This window comes from Pseudomonas sp. P1_A1, from assembly GCF_056406935.1.
Window position 1 is genome coordinate 347,019 of record NZ_JBFTZE010000003.1, and the last position, 16,647, is coordinate 363,665.

Genomic DNA, 16,647 nt, shown 5'->3' on the forward strand with positions numbered 1-16,647 from the left:
ATGGGGAAATGCCATGACGGTTGTTCTCGCAGACTTCCCCTCAAGGTTAGAATGCAGGAAATCAGGATGAGTCAATGACCGACCACTCTCTCTCGCAAGCCCAATACGACGCCATCACCGATGCCGCTGCGCACTGGTGCATGCGTCTGCACGCCACCGACTGCACGGCAGAAGAACGCCTGGCGTTCGAGCAATGGCGTGATGCTCATCCGCTGCACGCCTTCGAGTACGAAGCCATGCTGGAGATCTGGGATGTTGCGGGGGATTTGCCTCGTCCCGAATCCGTCACACCGGCTGTTCGGCTCAAACTGGCAACGCCCTGGCGAACCTTCGGCATCGCCGCCACCGTCTGCGCCCTGGCGCTGCCACTGGCGGCGTATACCGGATGGAACCTGGGGTGGCTGCCCAATGCGTACCAGCATTTCGAGACGACCGATAATGTTCGTCAGGTCACGCTGGGTGACGGCAGCCAGGTGGAACTGAACCTGGGCAGTGAACTGACGTTCAGCAATTACAAGGATCAACGACGTGTCACGCTGAAAAAAGGCGAAGCCTTCTTCAGCGTCAGCCACGACCTGCAGCACCCGTTCACTGTCAGGGCGGGCGACGGCAGGATTCGCGTCACCGGCACCCAATTCAACGTCTGGATGTATGAAGACCAGGTACGCGTGAACCTGATCGAGGGTTCCGTGCTGGTGACCAGCAACGACGCCCTGCCCGGCGACGGTCTACGCCTGGAACCTGCGATGCAGGCACGTTACAGGCACGGCGACTTCACGCCACAAATCAGCCAGACCTATGCCAACGACCAGTCGCTGGCCTGGCGCAGCGGCAAACTGGTGCTTGATAATCTGGCGCTGACCGACGCCCTGCCCTTGATCAATCGTTATCTGAACAAACCGGTGATGCTCGCGGACCACAGCGCTGGTTCGATTCGCCTCGGCGGTATCTACAACATCAAAGAGCTCAATAACCTGGTGGCGTCGCTGCCCAAGGTGCTGCCGGTCTACCTGACCCGCAACCAGGACGGCAATCCGGTCCTCAACTCAATGCCGCAACAAGCCCCAAAAAGCTGAAGACCGCCACCCTTGCGGGGTGCGGCCTTCACTTTTTCATTTAAACGCTATCGCTGTTACTGCGCGGCGATCTTCCCTGCTTTTTCATCCTGCTCGCGGATCGTCTGAGCCTGGTACTGCGGATCAGCCGTGATCTGCTGCTCGGTAAATGGCAACACACTCAACTGTTTCTTCGAAAAGGCCTGTGTCTGGTCCCGGGAATACTTCGACGCCGGGTCACTGGACAACGAGAATGCCAGCAAACCCTGAGCCTGCGGCCCCTTGTCATCGAACGTCACCACCTGCAAATAGCTGGTGCCACTGACGACTTCACGTTTGCCGTCGGTTCTCGGCACACTTTGAATGGCGTTATACACCCCCAGCGTGCCCGGCCCGCCATGGATCGGCGTTTGCTGCCCGCCACTGCTGGCCACCTGGATATCGCCCCAGCGGCTGTCGGCCTTCAGGCCAAGGGTCTCGACCTTTTCTACCGAAGCCAGCATCGCCGCCCGAACCGCTTTGGCGACTTCCGGCCGTTCGGTGGCCAGGCCACTCGGGGTGTGTTGCGGATCCTTCGTATCGAACGCCACACGCCAGAAGTCAGGGGTTTGCTGCAACGCCAGCATGACGTTCTGAAAATGCAAAAAGCCCAGCCCACTGTCCAGATTCACTCGGTGATCCCAAGCCTTGAGACTGGCACACAAGGGCGTCAGCGTCGGCGCATCGGTGCCGAGGTCCGCGGCACAGAATTGCAGCAGGTCTGGCATCACCAGGGCCGCCTGATACACCTGATCGTCCATCACCATGTGTTGCAGATCCGCCGCCGCGATAGGACCCGCCTTGTTTAAAAAGCTCAGGCGCTCCAGGGCGAAGCGCGAACGCAGCCCCAATGGCTGGCTGTCCTGACTGATCAATGGCGAGAAACCGGTGAGCGGTTGTGCCGGGTTGGCCATCCAGGCCGAATCGTTGGAATGCTGCACAAAATCCTTGCGCAACAGTTGCGGCAATTTGTCTGCGGCATAAATGCCTTGTTGCGCGGCGTGCGGGTCGATGTCCCAGGCGCAGGCGCTGTTGGAGCCATCGAGCAAGATCATCTGCAATCCGGCCCGTGGATCGCTGCACTTGGCCAACTTCTCGGCGCTGACGTTCGGCACCACCGACAGGTTCATGTAAAGCGTCTGCCCCTGATCGTCCACCGCCAGGGTGTTGACCCATGGAATCCCCTGAATCTTGTGCACCGAAGCCTGTAAATCCTTGAGGCTTGCGGCCCGGTTCATCGCGTACCACTGCTGCAAGACCCGGTCGTTATCCAGGTTGGCATCGCGCAGGCTGTAGGCAAACTGATTGTTCCAGTCCAGTTTTCCGGGCCATTGCACAATCGGCCCGAACGCCGAGCTATAGACCACATGGGAAATCTGCCGGGTCTGGCCATCGGGTTGCTTCACGCTGACTGCCAGGGTCTGCTTTTTCATCGGCAAGGACTTGCCATCGAGCAGGTAGCGGGTCGGCTCCTTCGGATCGAGTTGCAGGCGATACAAGGTGAAGTGCTTGGACGAATCCACGGTGTGGGTCCATGCCAGATGCTGATTGAACCCGATGTTAATCATCGGCAGACCGGGCAACGCGGCGCCCATCACATCCAGTTTGCCGGGAATGGTCAGGTGCATCTGATAGAAACGCATCCCGCCGCCCCAAGGGAAATGTGGGTTGGCCAGCAGCATTCCACGACCGTTGAACGAACGCTCGCTGCCAATCGCCACGGCGTTACTGCCGCGATCCAGAGCGAAGCGTTGCATGCGCGAAACCGCCAACTGGAACGACGCCGGGTCGTCTGCCGCATGAGCGATGGTTTTAGGCGGAGTCGCACCGGCCAGTGCTTCGGCAAACTGGCCCACGCCGCCTTCGACCAACAATCGACGAGTCAACTTGACCAGGTCCTGGGCGGTAATTGCGCGCACCCATTCAGCCTGGCATTGCTGCGGTAAACCTTGCGCTCGACGCTCTGTCAGCGAACGGTTGTAACCCGCCACATAACCTTCAATGAGCTCACGGACTTCCGGAGTTTGCGCCTGCCAGAAACCGGCGACAGCCTCAGGGGTGTTCAGCCAGTTGAAAAACAGATCGCTGGCCAGGTTGCCGCGCTCCTCGAGCGTCACCTGCTCCGGGCCAAAATACCGCGAACGCTCGCCATTGACGGTGACGATCTCATTGGCCAGCAAGCACAAGTTGTCTTGAGCGTAGGCATAGCCAATGCCATAGCCGAGCCCGCGCTCGTTTTCGGCGCGGATATGCGGTACGCCGAAACTGGTTCGACGGATGTCGGCCGTCGCCTGCTCTGGCTGACTGCGCGCGTTTGCCGCAAAGCTCAGCCCCAGAAACACACCCGCCAGGCTCAACCTGGTTAACTGCCTGGAAATAATCACGCTCGCTCCTGATCGAAAAGACGTATGACACGCAATGCGCCTTCCAGAAAAACGAAGCAAACACCAAAAAAATTAGGTCTTTGAGGGCATCCCCAATGCCCTTCTCACAGAGCGCTGACGTCGCGGCGACAAATTTTCTACATGCAGGTCTTCATTATTTCCCGGCTCGTTCGTCTTATTGATCAAGAGCACCCATCACATTTTCATGATCAGGCTCTGGAAAGGAGTTTTTGCATGTACAACCCGCAACTGCCAACGGATGGTAGCCATGCATCAAAGGGCAGCGCCATGAGCTCCGGTGCCTGCAATCAACAGACCGAACGCCAGGGCAACGAACGGATCAGGTTTTTGCTCAAGTGCTTTGGCCTGCGGACCAGCCTGATTCGCCTGAAAGTCATCGACGCCTTGCTAAGCGCCGCCGAAGGCGACCGCAGCCTGGGTGTGCGCGGTGTGCACAGTCATTTGCTGGACCTGGACATTCCCCTGTCCTTTCTCAGTGTCCGCGAAGTGTTGAAACGCCTGTGCAGTGAAGGCGTGATCACGCTCAATCCGGACAAAAGCTACAGCCTGCATCCACAGGCTGTAGCTGTCCTTCATGGTGAGCAATCAGGCCAGCAGGCGTCGCTCAAGGCTTGACCTTGCGACGCATCACGCCATTGATGACCACCACGACCACCGCCACGCCAATGGCGATGTACTGGAACAGCTTCTCGCTGATGAACCCTGCGTTCTGCAGCCAGGAAAGGCCGAACATGATCCCCAGTACCACCAGGGAAATCAGAATCGAGTATTTCAAACGTTGCGACTGGGTCATTACGGGTTCCTGAACCAAAAAAATGTATCCGGTTTGTATCCAATTGCATACCAACCCCCTACAGTTCTGTACGAATGCGGGGCTGCAAACGGGGTCTCATGTTACAGCCGATGAAGAGTTTTGACTTCATTGCGGCGATAACCATGAGGATTTTTACAATGCTCCGTCGAATCACACGGCTGATTCCACTGCTCGCCCTCCTGACCCTGAGTGGCTGCATCATTTTTCCTAATAACGGCTGGCATGGCGGCCACCATTACGACCGTGACGGACACGGCTACTATCAGCATCGATAACGCTAAACTGCTTTCTTGACCAGTGAATAACTTGCTATTCACTCACAAGAGCAAGAACTTATCCTACAAGTCGCGTACAAATGCCTGCTCTATAGCGGGCATTTTTTGTGTAGGACTATTCTTATTTCGCTGTATTTTTTTTACCGAACCCCACTCATCTTTCCCCTTAACTTCCAATCAGACACATAACGAAAAATTTTGAAACTCTTAGCCTCAAATAAGCACATGTAATTATTCATGTACCACGGTTACTCTTGCGCTACTGCCTTATCCAACTTCTAGCACCAACAGGAACACCATGCGCAAGCCTTTGATAGATATAAGTCCGCCTCGATTATTTGGTTTTTGTCTTGCGATCACTCTTTTCGAGCTGCTGACTTATATGGCCAGCGATATGATTATGCCGGCCATGTTGACCGTAACCCATCAGCTGGATGCCAGTCCGAGTCACGTTCCATATGCCTTCAATCTTTACTTGATTGGCGGCATTCTGCTGCAGTGGCTTATCGGACCATTGTCCGATCACTTCGGTCGTCGCAGGCTGTTGCTCATCGGTTGTGCAGTGTTCGCCCTGGCCTGTGCCATGGCGTTCTACGTGCAGAGCATTCTTGCCTTCAACGGCTTGCGCCTGATTCAGGGCATCGGATTGGGATTTGTCATTGCAGTCAGTTATCCAGCCCTGCAAGAAGTCTTCTGTGAAGCCGATGCGGTAAAAATCATGGCGTTGCTGGGGAACGTTGCGCTGCTCTCCCCGCTGCTCGGCCCCCTGCTTGGCAGCCTGGCGCTGGAATGGCTTTCCTGGCGGGAGCTGTTTTTAGTGTTGGGTGTCGGCGGCGCGACGGTCTGGCTCGGGCTTTACCTGTTCATGCCGGAAACCGTGGGCACTGTGCGCCAGGACGGTCAACAATTGGCCGCAGTGCCCTTTGAATGGAGTGGCACTGTGCGCCGATACGCCGCGTTGCTCACCAACACACAATTCCTGAGCGCTACCGTCGCCCTGGGACTCATGAGCTTGCCGTTGATTGCCTGGATCGGCTTGGCGCCAATCTTGCTGATCCAGAGCCAGGGACTTTCTCCTCTGCAGTATGGCCTGTGGCAAATCCCGGTATTTGCGGCCGTCATTCTCGGCAATCTGATACTCAACCGATTGATTGCCAACACTGAACTGCCCCAACTGATTCGATATGCGCTCTGGCCATTTTGCGGCGGGCTCATTGCATTGATCACCATAACGTTCACCGGTGCTTCAACGGTGCTGTTGGTCAGTTGCCTATCGCTTTACGCCATCGGTCTTGGCATGAGCAATGCCGCGCTGTACCGGCTCGCCCTGTTCTCCAGCGACGACAGCAAAGGCCTGGTCTCCGCCATGATCGGCATGATCTCCATCGCCGTCATGGGTGGCGGCGGCTCGATTATTGCCGCACTGGGTGCCGGTGACAGCCTTGAAACCTTCGCCCTGATGGCCGGTCTCGCGGGACTCTCGTGCCTGGCGCCCTTGCGACTGTTTCTGCGCCGCTCTCATATCACGCTTGCCGTCTGACACCACCCCACAGGTCTTTTGATGATCCATCTACCTCACACCGATGCGCTTTGCGCGTTGACGCAACCCTATTGCCTGGAATCCATGCCAGAAGGTCTGTTCGATCAGGCCATGGGGGAAATCAGTCTGTTTCATTGCCATCACACGCCCGGATACGAACGCTGGCTGAACGCCAACGGTCTTGATGCCAACACCCTGGAGACACTGGACGATTGGTCAAGGCTGCCGCCGATTTTCGCCAATTACTTCAAACGTCATCTGGTATTCGGCCCCTCAGGCGAAGACGCGCTGGAGCTGACATCATCCGGCACCAGCGGCCAGAAGAGTCGCATGCGCTACGACCATCGCAGCATGACCGCGGCACAAGGCATGGTGAGCCACATCTTCCGGCATTACGGCTGGGATACTCCGCACACCCCCTGCAATTACCTGCTCCTGAGCTATGAACCCGAGGCGGCCATCACGTTGGGCACGGCCTACACCGATCAGTTTCTTTGCAGCTACGCCCCCGTCAACCGAGTCGTTTACGGCTTGCGCCTGACCGGAAAAGGCCACGAATTCGACCCTTTCGGTGTAATTCGTGCCTTGCAGGAGTTTGCCGAGGAAGGATTGCCCGTTCGCATTCTCGGTTTTCCGGCATTCCTTTCACATGCACTTCAATGCATGGAGGACACCTGCGTGGCCGATTTGCAGTTGCCTGCCCAGTCATTGGTGTTTCTGGGGGGTGGCTGGAAAACCCAGGCCGCGCAGGAGATTCCCCTGCATAAGTTGTATGCCCGAATCAACCGGCAATTGGGTATCGACCTGCCCCGCTGTCGGGACGGTTACGGCGCAGTAGAGCATGCCGTGCCCTATATCCAGTGTGCCCACCATCATTTTCATGTACCGATTTACTCGAAGGTTTTCGTGCGCAACCCATACGATTTCACTGTCCAGCCCTACGGCCAGCGCGGCTTGCTGGAATTCGTCTCCCCGTACATCTCATCCAGCCCTGCTCATGCTGTGGTCATGGGCGATCTGGCGACATTGCACCCCGGCACAAGTTGCGGATGCGGCTTGGCGACCGATTGGTTTGAGCTGCATGGACGTGCCGGCACTACCGCCAGTCGCAGCTGTGCCATGGCCGCTTCAGAACTGATCGGGGAGGCTTGATATGTACCTGATCAATGGCCAGTTGCGTGACGACATCACCCCGCAAAGCGCCCTGCAACTCCTTCAAGAGTCATTGCCGCGACTGCTTTCTGCACCGATCGATAGCGAGACCGTCATCGACTCCGCCGCTCGCTTTGCGGCGCAGTTGCAAACTCGTAGCCTGGATCTGCCCCTCGACGACGATCAATATCAAGGGCTTATCGATTTCTGCCAACACGGCAACCTGAGCACCAAGCTTGAGCGGGAACTGGGCATGCAACCGCGTTCGCTGCGACGTATCGATTACCGGCAGCCGTGCTTCGAAAGCTGGCACCCGTTGGGGCTGGTGGTGCATATCACCCCGGGCAATGCGCCGATGCTGGCGTTCTGCGCGATCCTCGAAAGCCTGCTGGCCGGCAACATCAACTGGCTTCGCCCCAGCTCCAGCGATCAGGGTTTGACCGCACAGTTGCTCGCCGCCCTTGTGCGGTGCGACACCAGCGGCAGACTGGCCGAATTCGTAGCGGTTCTGCCGGTGAACACCTCGTGCATTGCTCAACTCTGCGCCAAGGCCGATGGAGTGTCCGCCTGGGGCGGAGAAACGGCGCTTAAATCTATCCGTCAGCAGATCCCGTCCGGCTGTCGCTGGATCGATTGGGGACACAAAATCAGCTTCGCCTATCTGTCACCTGACGCGGCGACCCCTTCGGCGCTCGATGCGTTGGTGGATGAAGTCTGTCGACTGGATCAGCAGGCGTGTTCCAGCCCTCAATGGGTGCTGGTGGACAGCAACGATCCGGCCGTCTTGCAGAACCTCGGAGATCGACTGGCCGAAGCCTTCATCCGTCGCGCCCCACACTGGCCGGCGTTAACGCCGACAGATCAGGAAGCATCGGAAATCACTACCCGAACCGCCATGGCGCAGCTCGACCAGTGCTTTGCCAATCAGACCGGCCAGGTGTGGACCGGCCTCGGATGGCGTGTCATCTGGGAGCACCATCAAACGCTCGCGCCGTCACCACTGTTTCGTACGATTATGCTTAAACCGGTTCCGCAGCATCTGCTCGCCGAGACGCTGCAGCCCTGGCGCAATTTCCTGCAAAGCTGCGCGTTGATGTGCCCCCCAGCAAAAACGCCTGAGTTCGTTCGAACATTGATCAATGCCGGCGTCAGTCGCATTGCGCCTTGCGAGTCGATCCATGACGGATACACCGGTGAGCCCCACGATGGCGTCTACGCGCTGTCGCGTCTGAGTCGCCGCCTCTCGGTGAGTTTGCCCCCGCATGTGTCGACGGGCCGTGCGACGCTCGACCCGGTTCCGCCTGCCCCTGACACATCTAATGACGCGATCATGGACAAATGCACTTTTATGGCCCAGCCGATCGGGTCCGCAGCACAGCTGTACTTCCGTTCCGGCGGAAGCAGCGGGACGCCGGCGTTGGCTGGATTCAGCTATCAAGACTTTCAACGACAAATGCGCGCCGCAGCCGATGGCATGTTCTGCGTCGGCCTCGATCCGTCACTGGACCGGGTGATGAACCTGTTCTACGGCGGCAACCTTTATGGTGGGTTTTTCAGTTTTTCCAACATTCTTCAACAGATGGGTGTTGTGCATTTGCCCATGGGGGCTCCTCAGGACGATGACTTCAGCGAAATCGCCCGGCTGATCGTGGAACAGCGTGTCACCGTGCTGATCGGCATGCCCAGTACGCTGCATCGCCTGTTTCTCAAAGAGCAGGCCCGACTTCGCGCTTATGCCGGTATCGGAAAAGTATTCCTTGGCGGCGAACATCCGGGAGAAGCCAGTCGGCGCCTGATGGAAAGTTGTGGGGTGTCGACGATTCGCTCCGCCATGTATGGCTCCGTCGATGCCGGCCCCCTGGGGCACGCCTGCCGGGCAACGGCGGACGGCGTATTCCATTTGATGAGCGAAACCCAGCATCTGGAAATCGTTGATCTCGAACAGGATGTGCCGGTACAGACCCATGAGATCGGCCGGCTGCTGTTTACGTCCCGCGCCCGGCAAGGTCAGCACGTGCGCCGATATGACATCGGGGACACCGGCCGCTGGATACCCGGAGCCTGCCCTTGCGGACTGGAGACGCCACGATTCGAACTGCTGCAGCGGCACGGCAAACTGGTGCGCATTGGCACGGAATTCATTGAGCCTGCGGCGCTGGAGCTCAGTGTGGAATCCCCCATTCAAGTGGTCCTGGATTACAACGCCGACGGGATCGAACGAATGCACGTTCGCGCGGATGCAGACGCCGCGTGGGTACACGAAAAACTGCTGACCCACGAAGCCTTGGCGAATGCGGTGCGCGCTGAACTTTTAATTGTGGAGGTGACGACATGCACTGAACAAGCATTCACCCGAAACAAACACAGTGGCAAAACACCGTTAATTATCGATCAACGAAAATAAAAAAGTCGACGCAAGACGCTCACTATAAAAGAGAACGCCGTGAAGCCAACTTACTCGCTTGAACAACTTGTACCTTATATAAGACAACACTCCAACTTCTACCGTAAACACCTGGAACACTTGCCCGCGAACGGGCTTACTTTAAAAGATCTGCCATTAACCAATGTGGCCGACTATTGGTCCGGTAGCAACGACTTGAGTCATTGGGCAGTCCTGACCGGAGAGGTCGATGACGCACTGGTATTTAAAACCGGAGGCTCGACCAGCCAGGGCAAACTTGCGGTTTACTCCTCCGAGGAATGGCAAGCATTGGTCAGCACGTTCGGCGCCAGCCTCTCAGCTCAACTGAACAATGGCGACCGGGTTGCCAACCTGTTTTTTTCAGGGGATCTCTACGCCAGCTTTTTGTTCGTCCACGACTCCCTGGCCCATGTCGAGCGATCCATCTGTGAGTTTCCATTTACCGGGAACGTCGAGTCGGACGTATTGGCAGATGCCATAGAGCGGTATCGGATCAACGTTCTGGTCGGAGTACCGGCACAACTGCTGCGATTCTGCGCCTACCTGGCGCAGCATCAGCAGGTGTTGTATGGGGTCGAGACGCTGTTGTATGGCGGTGAAAGCCTGTTTGCCCCGCAGTTGGCAATCCTCGGGGAAGTGTTCCCCAATGCCCGTATCGCCTCCATGGGTTATGCCAGCGTAGACGCCGGGCTCATAGGTGCCAGCGGTCGCGACTGTGCATTGGGCGAGCATCGGGTGTTCGATCAACAAACCCTGCTGGAAATCGTCGATGAACACACCGGTGAAGTGATTGAGGAATGCGATCGCACCGGTTTGTTGGTACTGACCAACCTGTCACGCCGGCTCATGCCGCTGCTGCGTTACCCGGTGGGCGACCGTGCCTGTTGGCGCGAGCCGACCAAAACCCCAATGCGTAAATTCGCGCTCAAAGGTCGCAGCGCCCACAGTCAACGAATACGAGTAGGTGTGTTGTCGCTGTTCACCGAAGAAATACACGAGATCGTTCAGCGTGTAGCACACAGCGAACAATGGCAATTGCTGATCGAACAGACCGGCCCCAAGGACTTGTTGAGCGTGAAGTGGGTGCCCGAACTTCAGTTACAACCCGTCGAATCGGTGCTTCGCGCATTACGTGAAGCGCTGCTTGCCCAATACCCTGCCATCAACGACCTGGGCCGCGAGGGTCTGCTGGAGTTTCAGGTACTGTCCTGCGCAGCCACAGACCTGAAGCTCCACCCCCGCTCGGGCAAACAACTGCGGGTGCTGGATTTGCGAGTGTATGACGTTGCCCCGCCGGAGTTCGCGTGATGACCCGGTTGATAGTTCGCGCCTACCGTCCCTGCGACGCAAACGCAGTGAGCCGATTGTTTCAAGAAGTCTACGGCGATGATTACCCTCAGCCGGATGTTTACCTGCCGAGCATGATCAGTCGGCACAATGCCGAGGGTCACTGGCAATCAATGCTGGCTGTGGACGACGCTGGCGTTCTCGGGCATGCCGCGTTGCGACGCGACACGCATTCGAATACCGCGGAACTGGCCCTCACCGTGGTACATCCGTCTGCCCAGGGACAGAGTCTCGCGACCTGTCTGAGCCGCGAACTGCTGAGGCAGGCAGCTGCTCTGGGGCTTGAAAACGTCTCGATCAAGCAAGTGACCCACCATCCCTACACGCAACGCATGGCAAAAAAAATCGGTTTTCACAGCACTGGACTGCTTCCCGATTACGTCCCTTCGCCATTTGTCGAACCACTCCGGGAAACCATGGTGATGGGCTGCCATATAATCGAAGGACACACACGGCCGCTCCCCGACATCTCCTGGCCCGAAAGCTGCCGAGCGTTTATGCAGCACTTGTGCTCGGTGTTCGGAACTCACCAGGACACGTCGCGCCTCGCGATGCCCTTGCAAATCGAGCAAAACCAGCATCGAGTCGACATTGTCATTCAGCGTTTGAACAAAGATTTGCTTGATCAACTCTGGCGACTGCCCAGGCACTGGCTGATCTCGGCACGACTCGAACTGTCCCGGCACTTCGCCCAAGACTTGCGAAGCTTTTCGGCGCTGGGCTTCGCCTTCACCGGCCTGATGCCTACGCCAGGCGACAATGGTTGGTTCGCGCTGTTTCATCGAGGTGTCCAGTCTCGCCCCCTCAACCTGAACTGCCCACACATGCAACAGTTGCATGACGATCTACAGCAGAACGCCAACGCCACGATAGGCCACCGCTGCGCCGACGTCCCCATCGGTGCCCGCTCAGCCGCGTGAGTCTTCTCTGTAAAAACCATTATCCGAATGAGCGCAAAGTTCCACCAGCCAGTCGACAAACACCCTAACCCGCCGGGACAACTGGCGATGAGGAGGATAGAGCGCCGTCAGCGGCATACCCGGTGGCGGCACATCCCTCAGGACCTCGATCAAACGTCCCTCCTTCAATTGACGGGCAACGTGATAATACGGAGCCTGGACCAAGCCATATCCCGCCTCACACGCTGCCAGATAGCCATCGGAGCTGTTGACCGCGACGTGCTTGGGCAGGTCGATCAACCGCAACTGCCCATCGACGACAAACTCCAGTCCGTAGCGTTTGCCCGTGCTATTGGAAAAGTACTCCACCATCCGATGCCCCTTCAGATCCTCCAGACACCGAGGAGTCCCGCAACGTTGCAAGTATTCGGGACTCGCACACGTGACCTGATCCAGTGTGGCCAGAGGTCGCGCCACCAGTGATTCGTCCAGGGCCGAGCCGCCCCGCAACACGCAATCGACACCTTCGCGGATCAGATCCACAGTCCGGTCATTCAAACCGATTTCCAGCTCGATCAAGGGATAGCGTGCAGTGAATTGCGGCAATGCCGGGATCACCATCAAACGCCCCACTCCCGCCGGCATATCCACTCGCAACAGGCCTTTGGGGTTGTGGCGAGCAGCGGAAAACACGGCTTCGGTTTCCTCCAGATCCGCCAGCAACCGCACGCAACGCGGGTAATAGGCTGCGCCATCGAGCGTCAGGCTGATTTGCCGGGTGGTGCGTTGCAGCAGTTGCACGCCCAGGTGGGCCTCAAGTTGCTTGATCAGAATGGTCACGGAGGCACGCGGCAATTGCAGGCTGTCCGCCGCCTTGGCGAAGCCGCCCAGTTCGACGATTCGCGTGAATACACGCATGGCGTTTAAACGATCCATGGTCAGGGCTCGATGATTATTTAGAAATTACGAACAGTGATAGCACTTTTAGCCGGTTTATCTTCGTTCTGTCGAGATCGACACTAAGCGCCTACATCCACAGGGAGTTCATTTCATGCAAACACGTCAACTGGGCAAGAACGGACCACAGGTGTCAGCCATCGGTCTGGGTTGCATGGGCATGACCGATTTCTACACCACCGGCGTGGACACCCGCGAAGCCACGGCAACGCTGCATCGCGCGCTGGAGTTGGGGATCAACCTGCTCGACACGGCAGACATGTACGGCCCACACACCAACGAAGAGCTGATCGGCAAGGCGATTGTCGGCAAGCGTGACCAAGTGTTCCTGGCCAGCAAGTTCGGCATTGTCCGCGACCCGTCCAACCCCGGCGCGCGTGGCGTCAACGGTCGCCCGGAATACATTCACGCGGCAATCGACGGCACCCTCAAGCGCCTGGGCGTGGAAACCCTGGATTTGTATTACCAGCACCGCATCGATCCGCAGGTGGCCATTGAGGAAACCGTCGGTGCCATGGCCGAACTGGTGAAGGCCGGCAAGGTGCGTTACCTGGGATTGAGTGAGGCCTCGGTCGCCACTCTGGAGCGAGCGAACAAGGTTCATCCGATCAGCGCCCTGCAAAGTGAATATTCGCTGTGGAGCCGCGATCAGGAAGAGAACGGTTGCCTGGCCGCATGCCAGCGCCTGGGCGTGGCCTTTGTACCTTATAGCCCATTGGGCCGGGGCTTTTTGACCGGGGCACTGAAAAGCCCGGATGACTTCGCCGCCGACGACTACCGTCGCTTCAGCCCGCGTTTCCAAGGGGAAAACTTTGCCAAGAACCTGTTGCTGGTGCAGCAGGTACAAACGCTGGCCGCCGACAAAGGCGTGACAGCCGGCCAATTGGCCTTAGCCTGGGTCTTGGCTCAAGGGGATTACCTGATCCCGATTCCGGGCACCAAACAGCGTACATACCTGGAGGAAAATGTGGCCGCGCTGGAGGTGAAACTGAGCCGCGAAGAGTTGCAGGCCCTTGAAGCGATATTCCCGGCCAATGCCACCGCTGGCTTGCGCTATCCGGAAGAGGTCATGAAGTTGCTCGATCGGTAGCCGTTGTCTGGCCCGCTGGGCAGTTCGAGCGGGCCAACGCAACCGACCACGTCAGGCCCTGGCCTTCACGCCCTTGTCAGTGGGTAGTGTTGTCCCGTTGCCCTTGCCGTAGGCTTGCAAGTTTTACAGTAAGTCCCCTGAGCGCCGGTTTTCGACGCTCAGGGGGGCACACCTGACAATTTTGTCATTCCTCGCTCATTCAGCTGACAGCATTGATCTGTGATGATCTGGCTAGCCGACCTTGTATAACTTCGAAACACTCGCGCAATACCCAGTCGGATAAAAGAGTCAAAATGCATCTTTTTGGCCGCAACCCGAGACGAAACTCCCATGCGAACCCACCTGCGTCTGGCCGCCCTGAGCGCCCTCTTCATTTCCTCCCTGGCCCAGGCCGCCGACCTGATCCCGATCGAAGTTCACCGCGACGCCAATTGCGGCTGCTGCAAAAAATGGGTCAGCCATCTGGAAGCCAACGGCTTCAAGGTCGAAGACCACGTCGAAGCCGATATGAGCCAGTTCAAGCAACAACACGGCGTGCCGCCTCGCCTGGCGTCGTGCCACACCGCCTTGATCAACGGCAAATTCGTCGAAGGCCATGTGCCGGCCGATCAGGTGCTGGCCTTGAGCAAGCGTGACGATCTGTTGGGAGTTGCCGCCCCCGGCATGCCGATGGGCTCGCCCGGCATGGAAATGGACGGCATGAGTGATGCCTATCAGGTGATTGGCCTGAAAAAGGACGGCACTGATGTGGTGGTGGCGGACTACCCCGCCCATTGATGTTCGGCGCCTACATCGGGCTGTTTCTCGCGGCGTTCGGCGCCGCCAGCATGCTGCCCTTGCAGTCCGAAGCGGTGCTGGTGGGGCTGTTGCTCAGCGACCGGTATTGGCTCTGGTCACTGCTGGCAGTGGCAACGCTGGGCAACGTGCTGGGGTCGCTGCTTAACTGGTGGCTGGGGCGCGGCATCGAGCGGTTTCGCGAGCGGCGCTGGTTTCCGGTCAGCCCTCGTCATCTTCAACAAGCCCAAAAGCATTATCAGCGCTACGGTCATTGGTCCTTGCTGCTGAGCTGGGTACCGATCATTGGCGACCCGCTGACGCTGGTGGCCGGCGTCATGCGTGAACCGCTGGGGCGTTTCCTGATGATCGTGACCCTCGCCAAGGGTGCCCGCTATGGCGTGCTGGCAATGGCCACACTAGGCTGGATGGGTTTCCCGACTGGCTGAACAAAACAAATCCCGTTCGTTGAAGAGGTAAGGCTGATGGCGGTGCAGATTGCGGTGATCGATGACTGGCAGGACGTGGCGCGCGACGTGGTGGACTGGTCAGTGCTGGACAACATCGGCCAGGTGAGTTTTATCCATGACTACCCGGCCAATAACGAAACCCTGGCCGAGCGTCTGGGCGCATTCGAGGTGATCTGCGTGATGCGCGAGCGCACCCGGTTCGACGAAGACCTGCTGCGCCGCTTGCCCACCCTCAAACTGTTGGTCACCGGCGGCATGCGCAACGCCGCCCTGGACCTGAAAGCCGCCACCGCGCTGGGCATCCAGGTCTGCGGCACCGACAGCTACAGACATGCCGCGCCAGAACTGACCTGGGCACTGATCATGGCCGCGACCCGCAACCTGGTGGCCGAAGCCAACGCGTTGCGCGCGGGCCTTTGGCAGCAAGGCCTGGGCGGCGACTTGCAGGGCAAGACGCTGGCGATCCTCGGCCTGGGCAGCATCGGTCAACGGGTCGCCCGGTTCGGCCTGGTGTTCGGCATGCGCGTCATTGCGTGGAGCGAAAACCTCACCAGTGAACGAGCGGCCGAAGTCGGCGTGACCTATGTCAGCAAGCAGGAACTGTTCGAGCAGGCCGATGTGCTGTCGGTCCATCTGGTGCTCAGCGAGCGCAGTCGCGGGCTGGTGGACGCTCAGGCGCTGGACTGGATGAAGCCCACGGCATGGCTGGTCAATACTGCGCGCGGGCCGATTGTCGATGAGTCGGCGCTGATCAAGGCGCTACAGAAAAAGCGCCTGGCGGGCGCGGCCCTGGACGTGTTCGAGCACGAGCCGCTGCCTCGCCATCATCCCTTCAGAACGCTGAACAATGTGTTGGCCACGCCCCATGTCGGGTACGTCAGCCGGCAGAACTATCAGCTGTTCTTTTCGCAGATGATCGAGGACATTCAGGCTTGGAGGGCCGGGGCGCCGATTCGGTTGCTGGGCTGAGACTGCGTTATCGTTCTTCGCCGGCAAGCCTCGCTCCCAAAAGTGAAATGCATTCCCTTGGGGAGCGAGGCCTGCCCGCGAAGAGGCCCTCAATGCCATCACACCCCCTAAATCCTGCGCACCGCAATGGTGCAACCCCTATTCCATCGTGCCCAACTATCGTGACCTCGCGGTCCCGATTTGACCCACCCAAAAAAACAAACCTGCCCTTCGTCGGTGCGTTCCCCCATAAACCCCGTGTGTTTTGTACCTTCCTCCAACCGATTGTCGAACAATTTGTCCGGTTGACCACCCCCCTCCAGGTTCTGGCCTAGACTGTTTTCGGGGAATAAAACCGACTGGTCATTCGGTGAAATAAATAGAAACTTTTGGTACTGGCGTCAGGTCAGCTGAAAGGTAGGGCACAGCGACTGGTGCATTCCTTGCAACAGCCACT

15 protein-coding genes are annotated in these 16,647 nt (G+C 58.2%); 12 read left to right on the plus strand and 3 right to left on the minus strand.

The genetic code is table 11. The annotated features are described in order from the left end of the window. Positions 1 to 74: 74 nt before the first annotated feature. Positions 75 to 1,076 (plus strand): FecR family protein, encoded by a 1,002-nt coding sequence (locus AC1D2Q_RS06750; RefSeq protein WP_477812689.1) that lies wholly within the window; start codon positions 75 to 77, stop codon positions 1,074 to 1,076. 56 nt (positions 1,077 to 1,132) lie between these two features. On the opposite strand, the gene pvdQ is transcribed toward AC1D2Q_RS06750, so the two are convergent. Then, entirely contained in the window at positions 1,133 to 3,478 is a 2,346-nt protein-coding gene (gene pvdQ, locus AC1D2Q_RS06755; protein ID WP_477812690.1) for a bifunctional acylase PvdQ, read from the minus strand. A 234-nt stretch (positions 3,479 to 3,712) separates the two neighbouring features. On the opposite strand from pvdQ, the gene AC1D2Q_RS06760 reads away from it, so the two are divergent. Further along, complete coding sequence (locus AC1D2Q_RS06760; protein WP_018926106.1) at positions 3,713 to 4,114, plus strand: hypothetical protein; 402 nt, start codon at positions 3,713 to 3,715, stop codon at positions 4,112 to 4,114. Here the strand turns inward: AC1D2Q_RS06760 and AC1D2Q_RS06765 are convergent. Further along, positions 4,104 to 4,292, minus strand: a complete 189-nt coding sequence (locus AC1D2Q_RS06765; protein ID WP_018926107.1) for a hypothetical protein — start codon at positions 4,290 to 4,292, stop codon at positions 4,104 to 4,106. The two genes, AC1D2Q_RS06760 and AC1D2Q_RS06765, sit on opposite strands and share 11 nt — an antisense overlap. Before the next feature lie 158 nt (positions 4,293 to 4,450). Here AC1D2Q_RS06765 and AC1D2Q_RS06770 point away from each other — a divergent pair, with 158 nt between their 5' ends. From AC1D2Q_RS06770 to AC1D2Q_RS06795, 6 genes are all read left to right on the plus strand, one after another. Beyond that, positions 4,451 to 4,588: a hypothetical protein gene (locus AC1D2Q_RS06770; protein ID WP_477812691.1), complete on the plus strand. Its 138-nt coding sequence runs from the start codon at positions 4,451 to 4,453 to the stop codon at positions 4,586 to 4,588. A gap of 298 nt (positions 4,589 to 4,886) precedes the next feature. Continuing rightward, positions 4,887 to 6,128 (plus strand): MFS transporter, encoded by a 1,242-nt coding sequence (locus AC1D2Q_RS06775; RefSeq protein ID WP_477812692.1) that lies wholly within the window; start codon positions 4,887 to 4,889, stop codon positions 6,126 to 6,128. A 21-nt stretch (positions 6,129 to 6,149) separates the two neighbouring features. Further along, entirely contained in the window at positions 6,150 to 7,280 is a 1,131-nt protein-coding gene (locus AC1D2Q_RS06780) for a LuxE/PaaK family acyltransferase (RefSeq protein WP_477812693.1), read from the plus strand. A 1-nt stretch (position 7,281) separates the two neighbouring features. After that, positions 7,282 to 9,684, plus strand: coding sequence for an aldehyde dehydrogenase family protein (locus AC1D2Q_RS06785; protein ID WP_477812694.1), 2,403 nt, complete (start codon positions 7,282 to 7,284; stop codon positions 9,682 to 9,684). Between the two features lie 39 nt (positions 9,685 to 9,723). After that, entirely contained in the window at positions 9,724 to 11,013 is a 1,290-nt protein-coding gene (locus AC1D2Q_RS06790; protein WP_477812695.1) for an AMP-binding protein, read from the plus strand. Further along, positions 11,013 to 11,972 (plus strand): GNAT family N-acetyltransferase, encoded by a 960-nt coding sequence (locus AC1D2Q_RS06795; protein ID WP_477812696.1) that lies wholly within the window; start codon positions 11,013 to 11,015, stop codon positions 11,970 to 11,972. Before AC1D2Q_RS06790 ends, AC1D2Q_RS06795 begins: the two co-directional genes overlap by 1 nt. Here the strand turns inward: AC1D2Q_RS06795 and AC1D2Q_RS06800 are convergent. Then, positions 11,961 to 12,887 carry a LysR family transcriptional regulator gene (locus AC1D2Q_RS06800; protein WP_477812697.1) on the minus strand — a complete coding sequence of 309 codons (927 nt, stop codon included), beginning with the start codon at positions 12,885 to 12,887 and terminating at the stop codon, positions 11,961 to 11,963. The genes AC1D2Q_RS06795 and AC1D2Q_RS06800 overlap by 12 nt on opposite strands. A gap of 115 nt (positions 12,888 to 13,002) precedes the next feature. Between AC1D2Q_RS06800 and AC1D2Q_RS06805 the strand changes: the two genes are divergently transcribed. From AC1D2Q_RS06805 to AC1D2Q_RS06820, 4 genes are all read left to right on the plus strand, one after another. Then, on the plus strand, positions 13,003 to 13,998 hold the full coding sequence (locus AC1D2Q_RS06805; protein WP_477812698.1) for an aldo/keto reductase: 996 nt from the start codon (positions 13,003 to 13,005) through the stop codon (positions 13,996 to 13,998). Between the two features lie 330 nt (positions 13,999 to 14,328). Continuing rightward, complete coding sequence (locus AC1D2Q_RS06810) at positions 14,329 to 14,775, plus strand: DUF411 domain-containing protein (protein ID WP_123722935.1); 447 nt, start codon at positions 14,329 to 14,331, stop codon at positions 14,773 to 14,775. After that, the gene (locus tag AC1D2Q_RS06815) at positions 14,775 to 15,221 is read left to right on the plus strand and encodes a YqaA family protein (RefSeq protein WP_477812699.1); all 447 of its coding nucleotides are present in this window, start codon (positions 14,775 to 14,777) and stop codon (positions 15,219 to 15,221) included. The genes AC1D2Q_RS06810 and AC1D2Q_RS06815 overlap by 1 nt, the downstream gene beginning before the upstream one ends. Positions 15,222 to 15,257: 36 nt before the next feature. Further along, complete coding sequence (locus AC1D2Q_RS06820) at positions 15,258 to 16,211, plus strand: D-2-hydroxyacid dehydrogenase family protein (RefSeq protein WP_477812700.1); 954 nt, start codon at positions 15,258 to 15,260, stop codon at positions 16,209 to 16,211. Positions 16,212 to 16,647 lie beyond the last annotated feature (436 nt).

Excerpts from the sequence above, each read along its gene's own strand:
- AC1D2Q_RS06750 (WP_477812689.1), top strand. The coding sequence starts at position 75 with ATGACCGACCACTCTCTCTCGCAAGCCCAATACGACGCCATCACCGAT.
- AC1D2Q_RS06760 (WP_018926106.1), top strand. The coding sequence starts at position 3,713 with ATGTACAACCCGCAACTGCCAACGGATGGTAGCCATGCATCAAAGGGC.
- AC1D2Q_RS06765 (WP_018926107.1), bottom strand. The coding sequence starts at position 4,292 with ATGACCCAGTCGCAACGTTTGAAATACTCGATTCTGATTTCCCTGGTG.
- AC1D2Q_RS06770 (WP_477812691.1), top strand. The coding sequence starts at position 4,451 with ATGCTCCGTCGAATCACACGGCTGATTCCACTGCTCGCCCTCCTGACC.
- AC1D2Q_RS06775 (WP_477812692.1), top strand. The coding sequence starts at position 4,887 with ATGCGCAAGCCTTTGATAGATATAAGTCCGCCTCGATTATTTGGTTTT.
- AC1D2Q_RS06780 (WP_477812693.1), top strand. The coding sequence starts at position 6,150 with ATGATCCATCTACCTCACACCGATGCGCTTTGCGCGTTGACGCAACCC.
- AC1D2Q_RS06785 (WP_477812694.1), top strand. The coding sequence starts at position 7,282 with ATGTACCTGATCAATGGCCAGTTGCGTGACGACATCACCCCGCAAAGC.
- AC1D2Q_RS06795 (WP_477812696.1), top strand. The coding sequence starts at position 11,013 with ATGACCCGGTTGATAGTTCGCGCCTACCGTCCCTGCGACGCAAACGCA.
- AC1D2Q_RS06800 (WP_477812697.1), bottom strand. The coding sequence starts at position 12,887 with ATGGATCGTTTAAACGCCATGCGTGTATTCACGCGAATCGTCGAACTG.
- AC1D2Q_RS06805 (WP_477812698.1), top strand. The coding sequence starts at position 13,003 with ATGCAAACACGTCAACTGGGCAAGAACGGACCACAGGTGTCAGCCATC.
- AC1D2Q_RS06810 (WP_123722935.1), top strand. The coding sequence starts at position 14,329 with ATGCGAACCCACCTGCGTCTGGCCGCCCTGAGCGCCCTCTTCATTTCC.
- AC1D2Q_RS06815 (WP_477812699.1), top strand. The coding sequence starts at position 14,775 with ATGTTCGGCGCCTACATCGGGCTGTTTCTCGCGGCGTTCGGCGCCGCC.
- AC1D2Q_RS06820 (WP_477812700.1), top strand. The coding sequence starts at position 15,258 with ATGGCGGTGCAGATTGCGGTGATCGATGACTGGCAGGACGTGGCGCGC.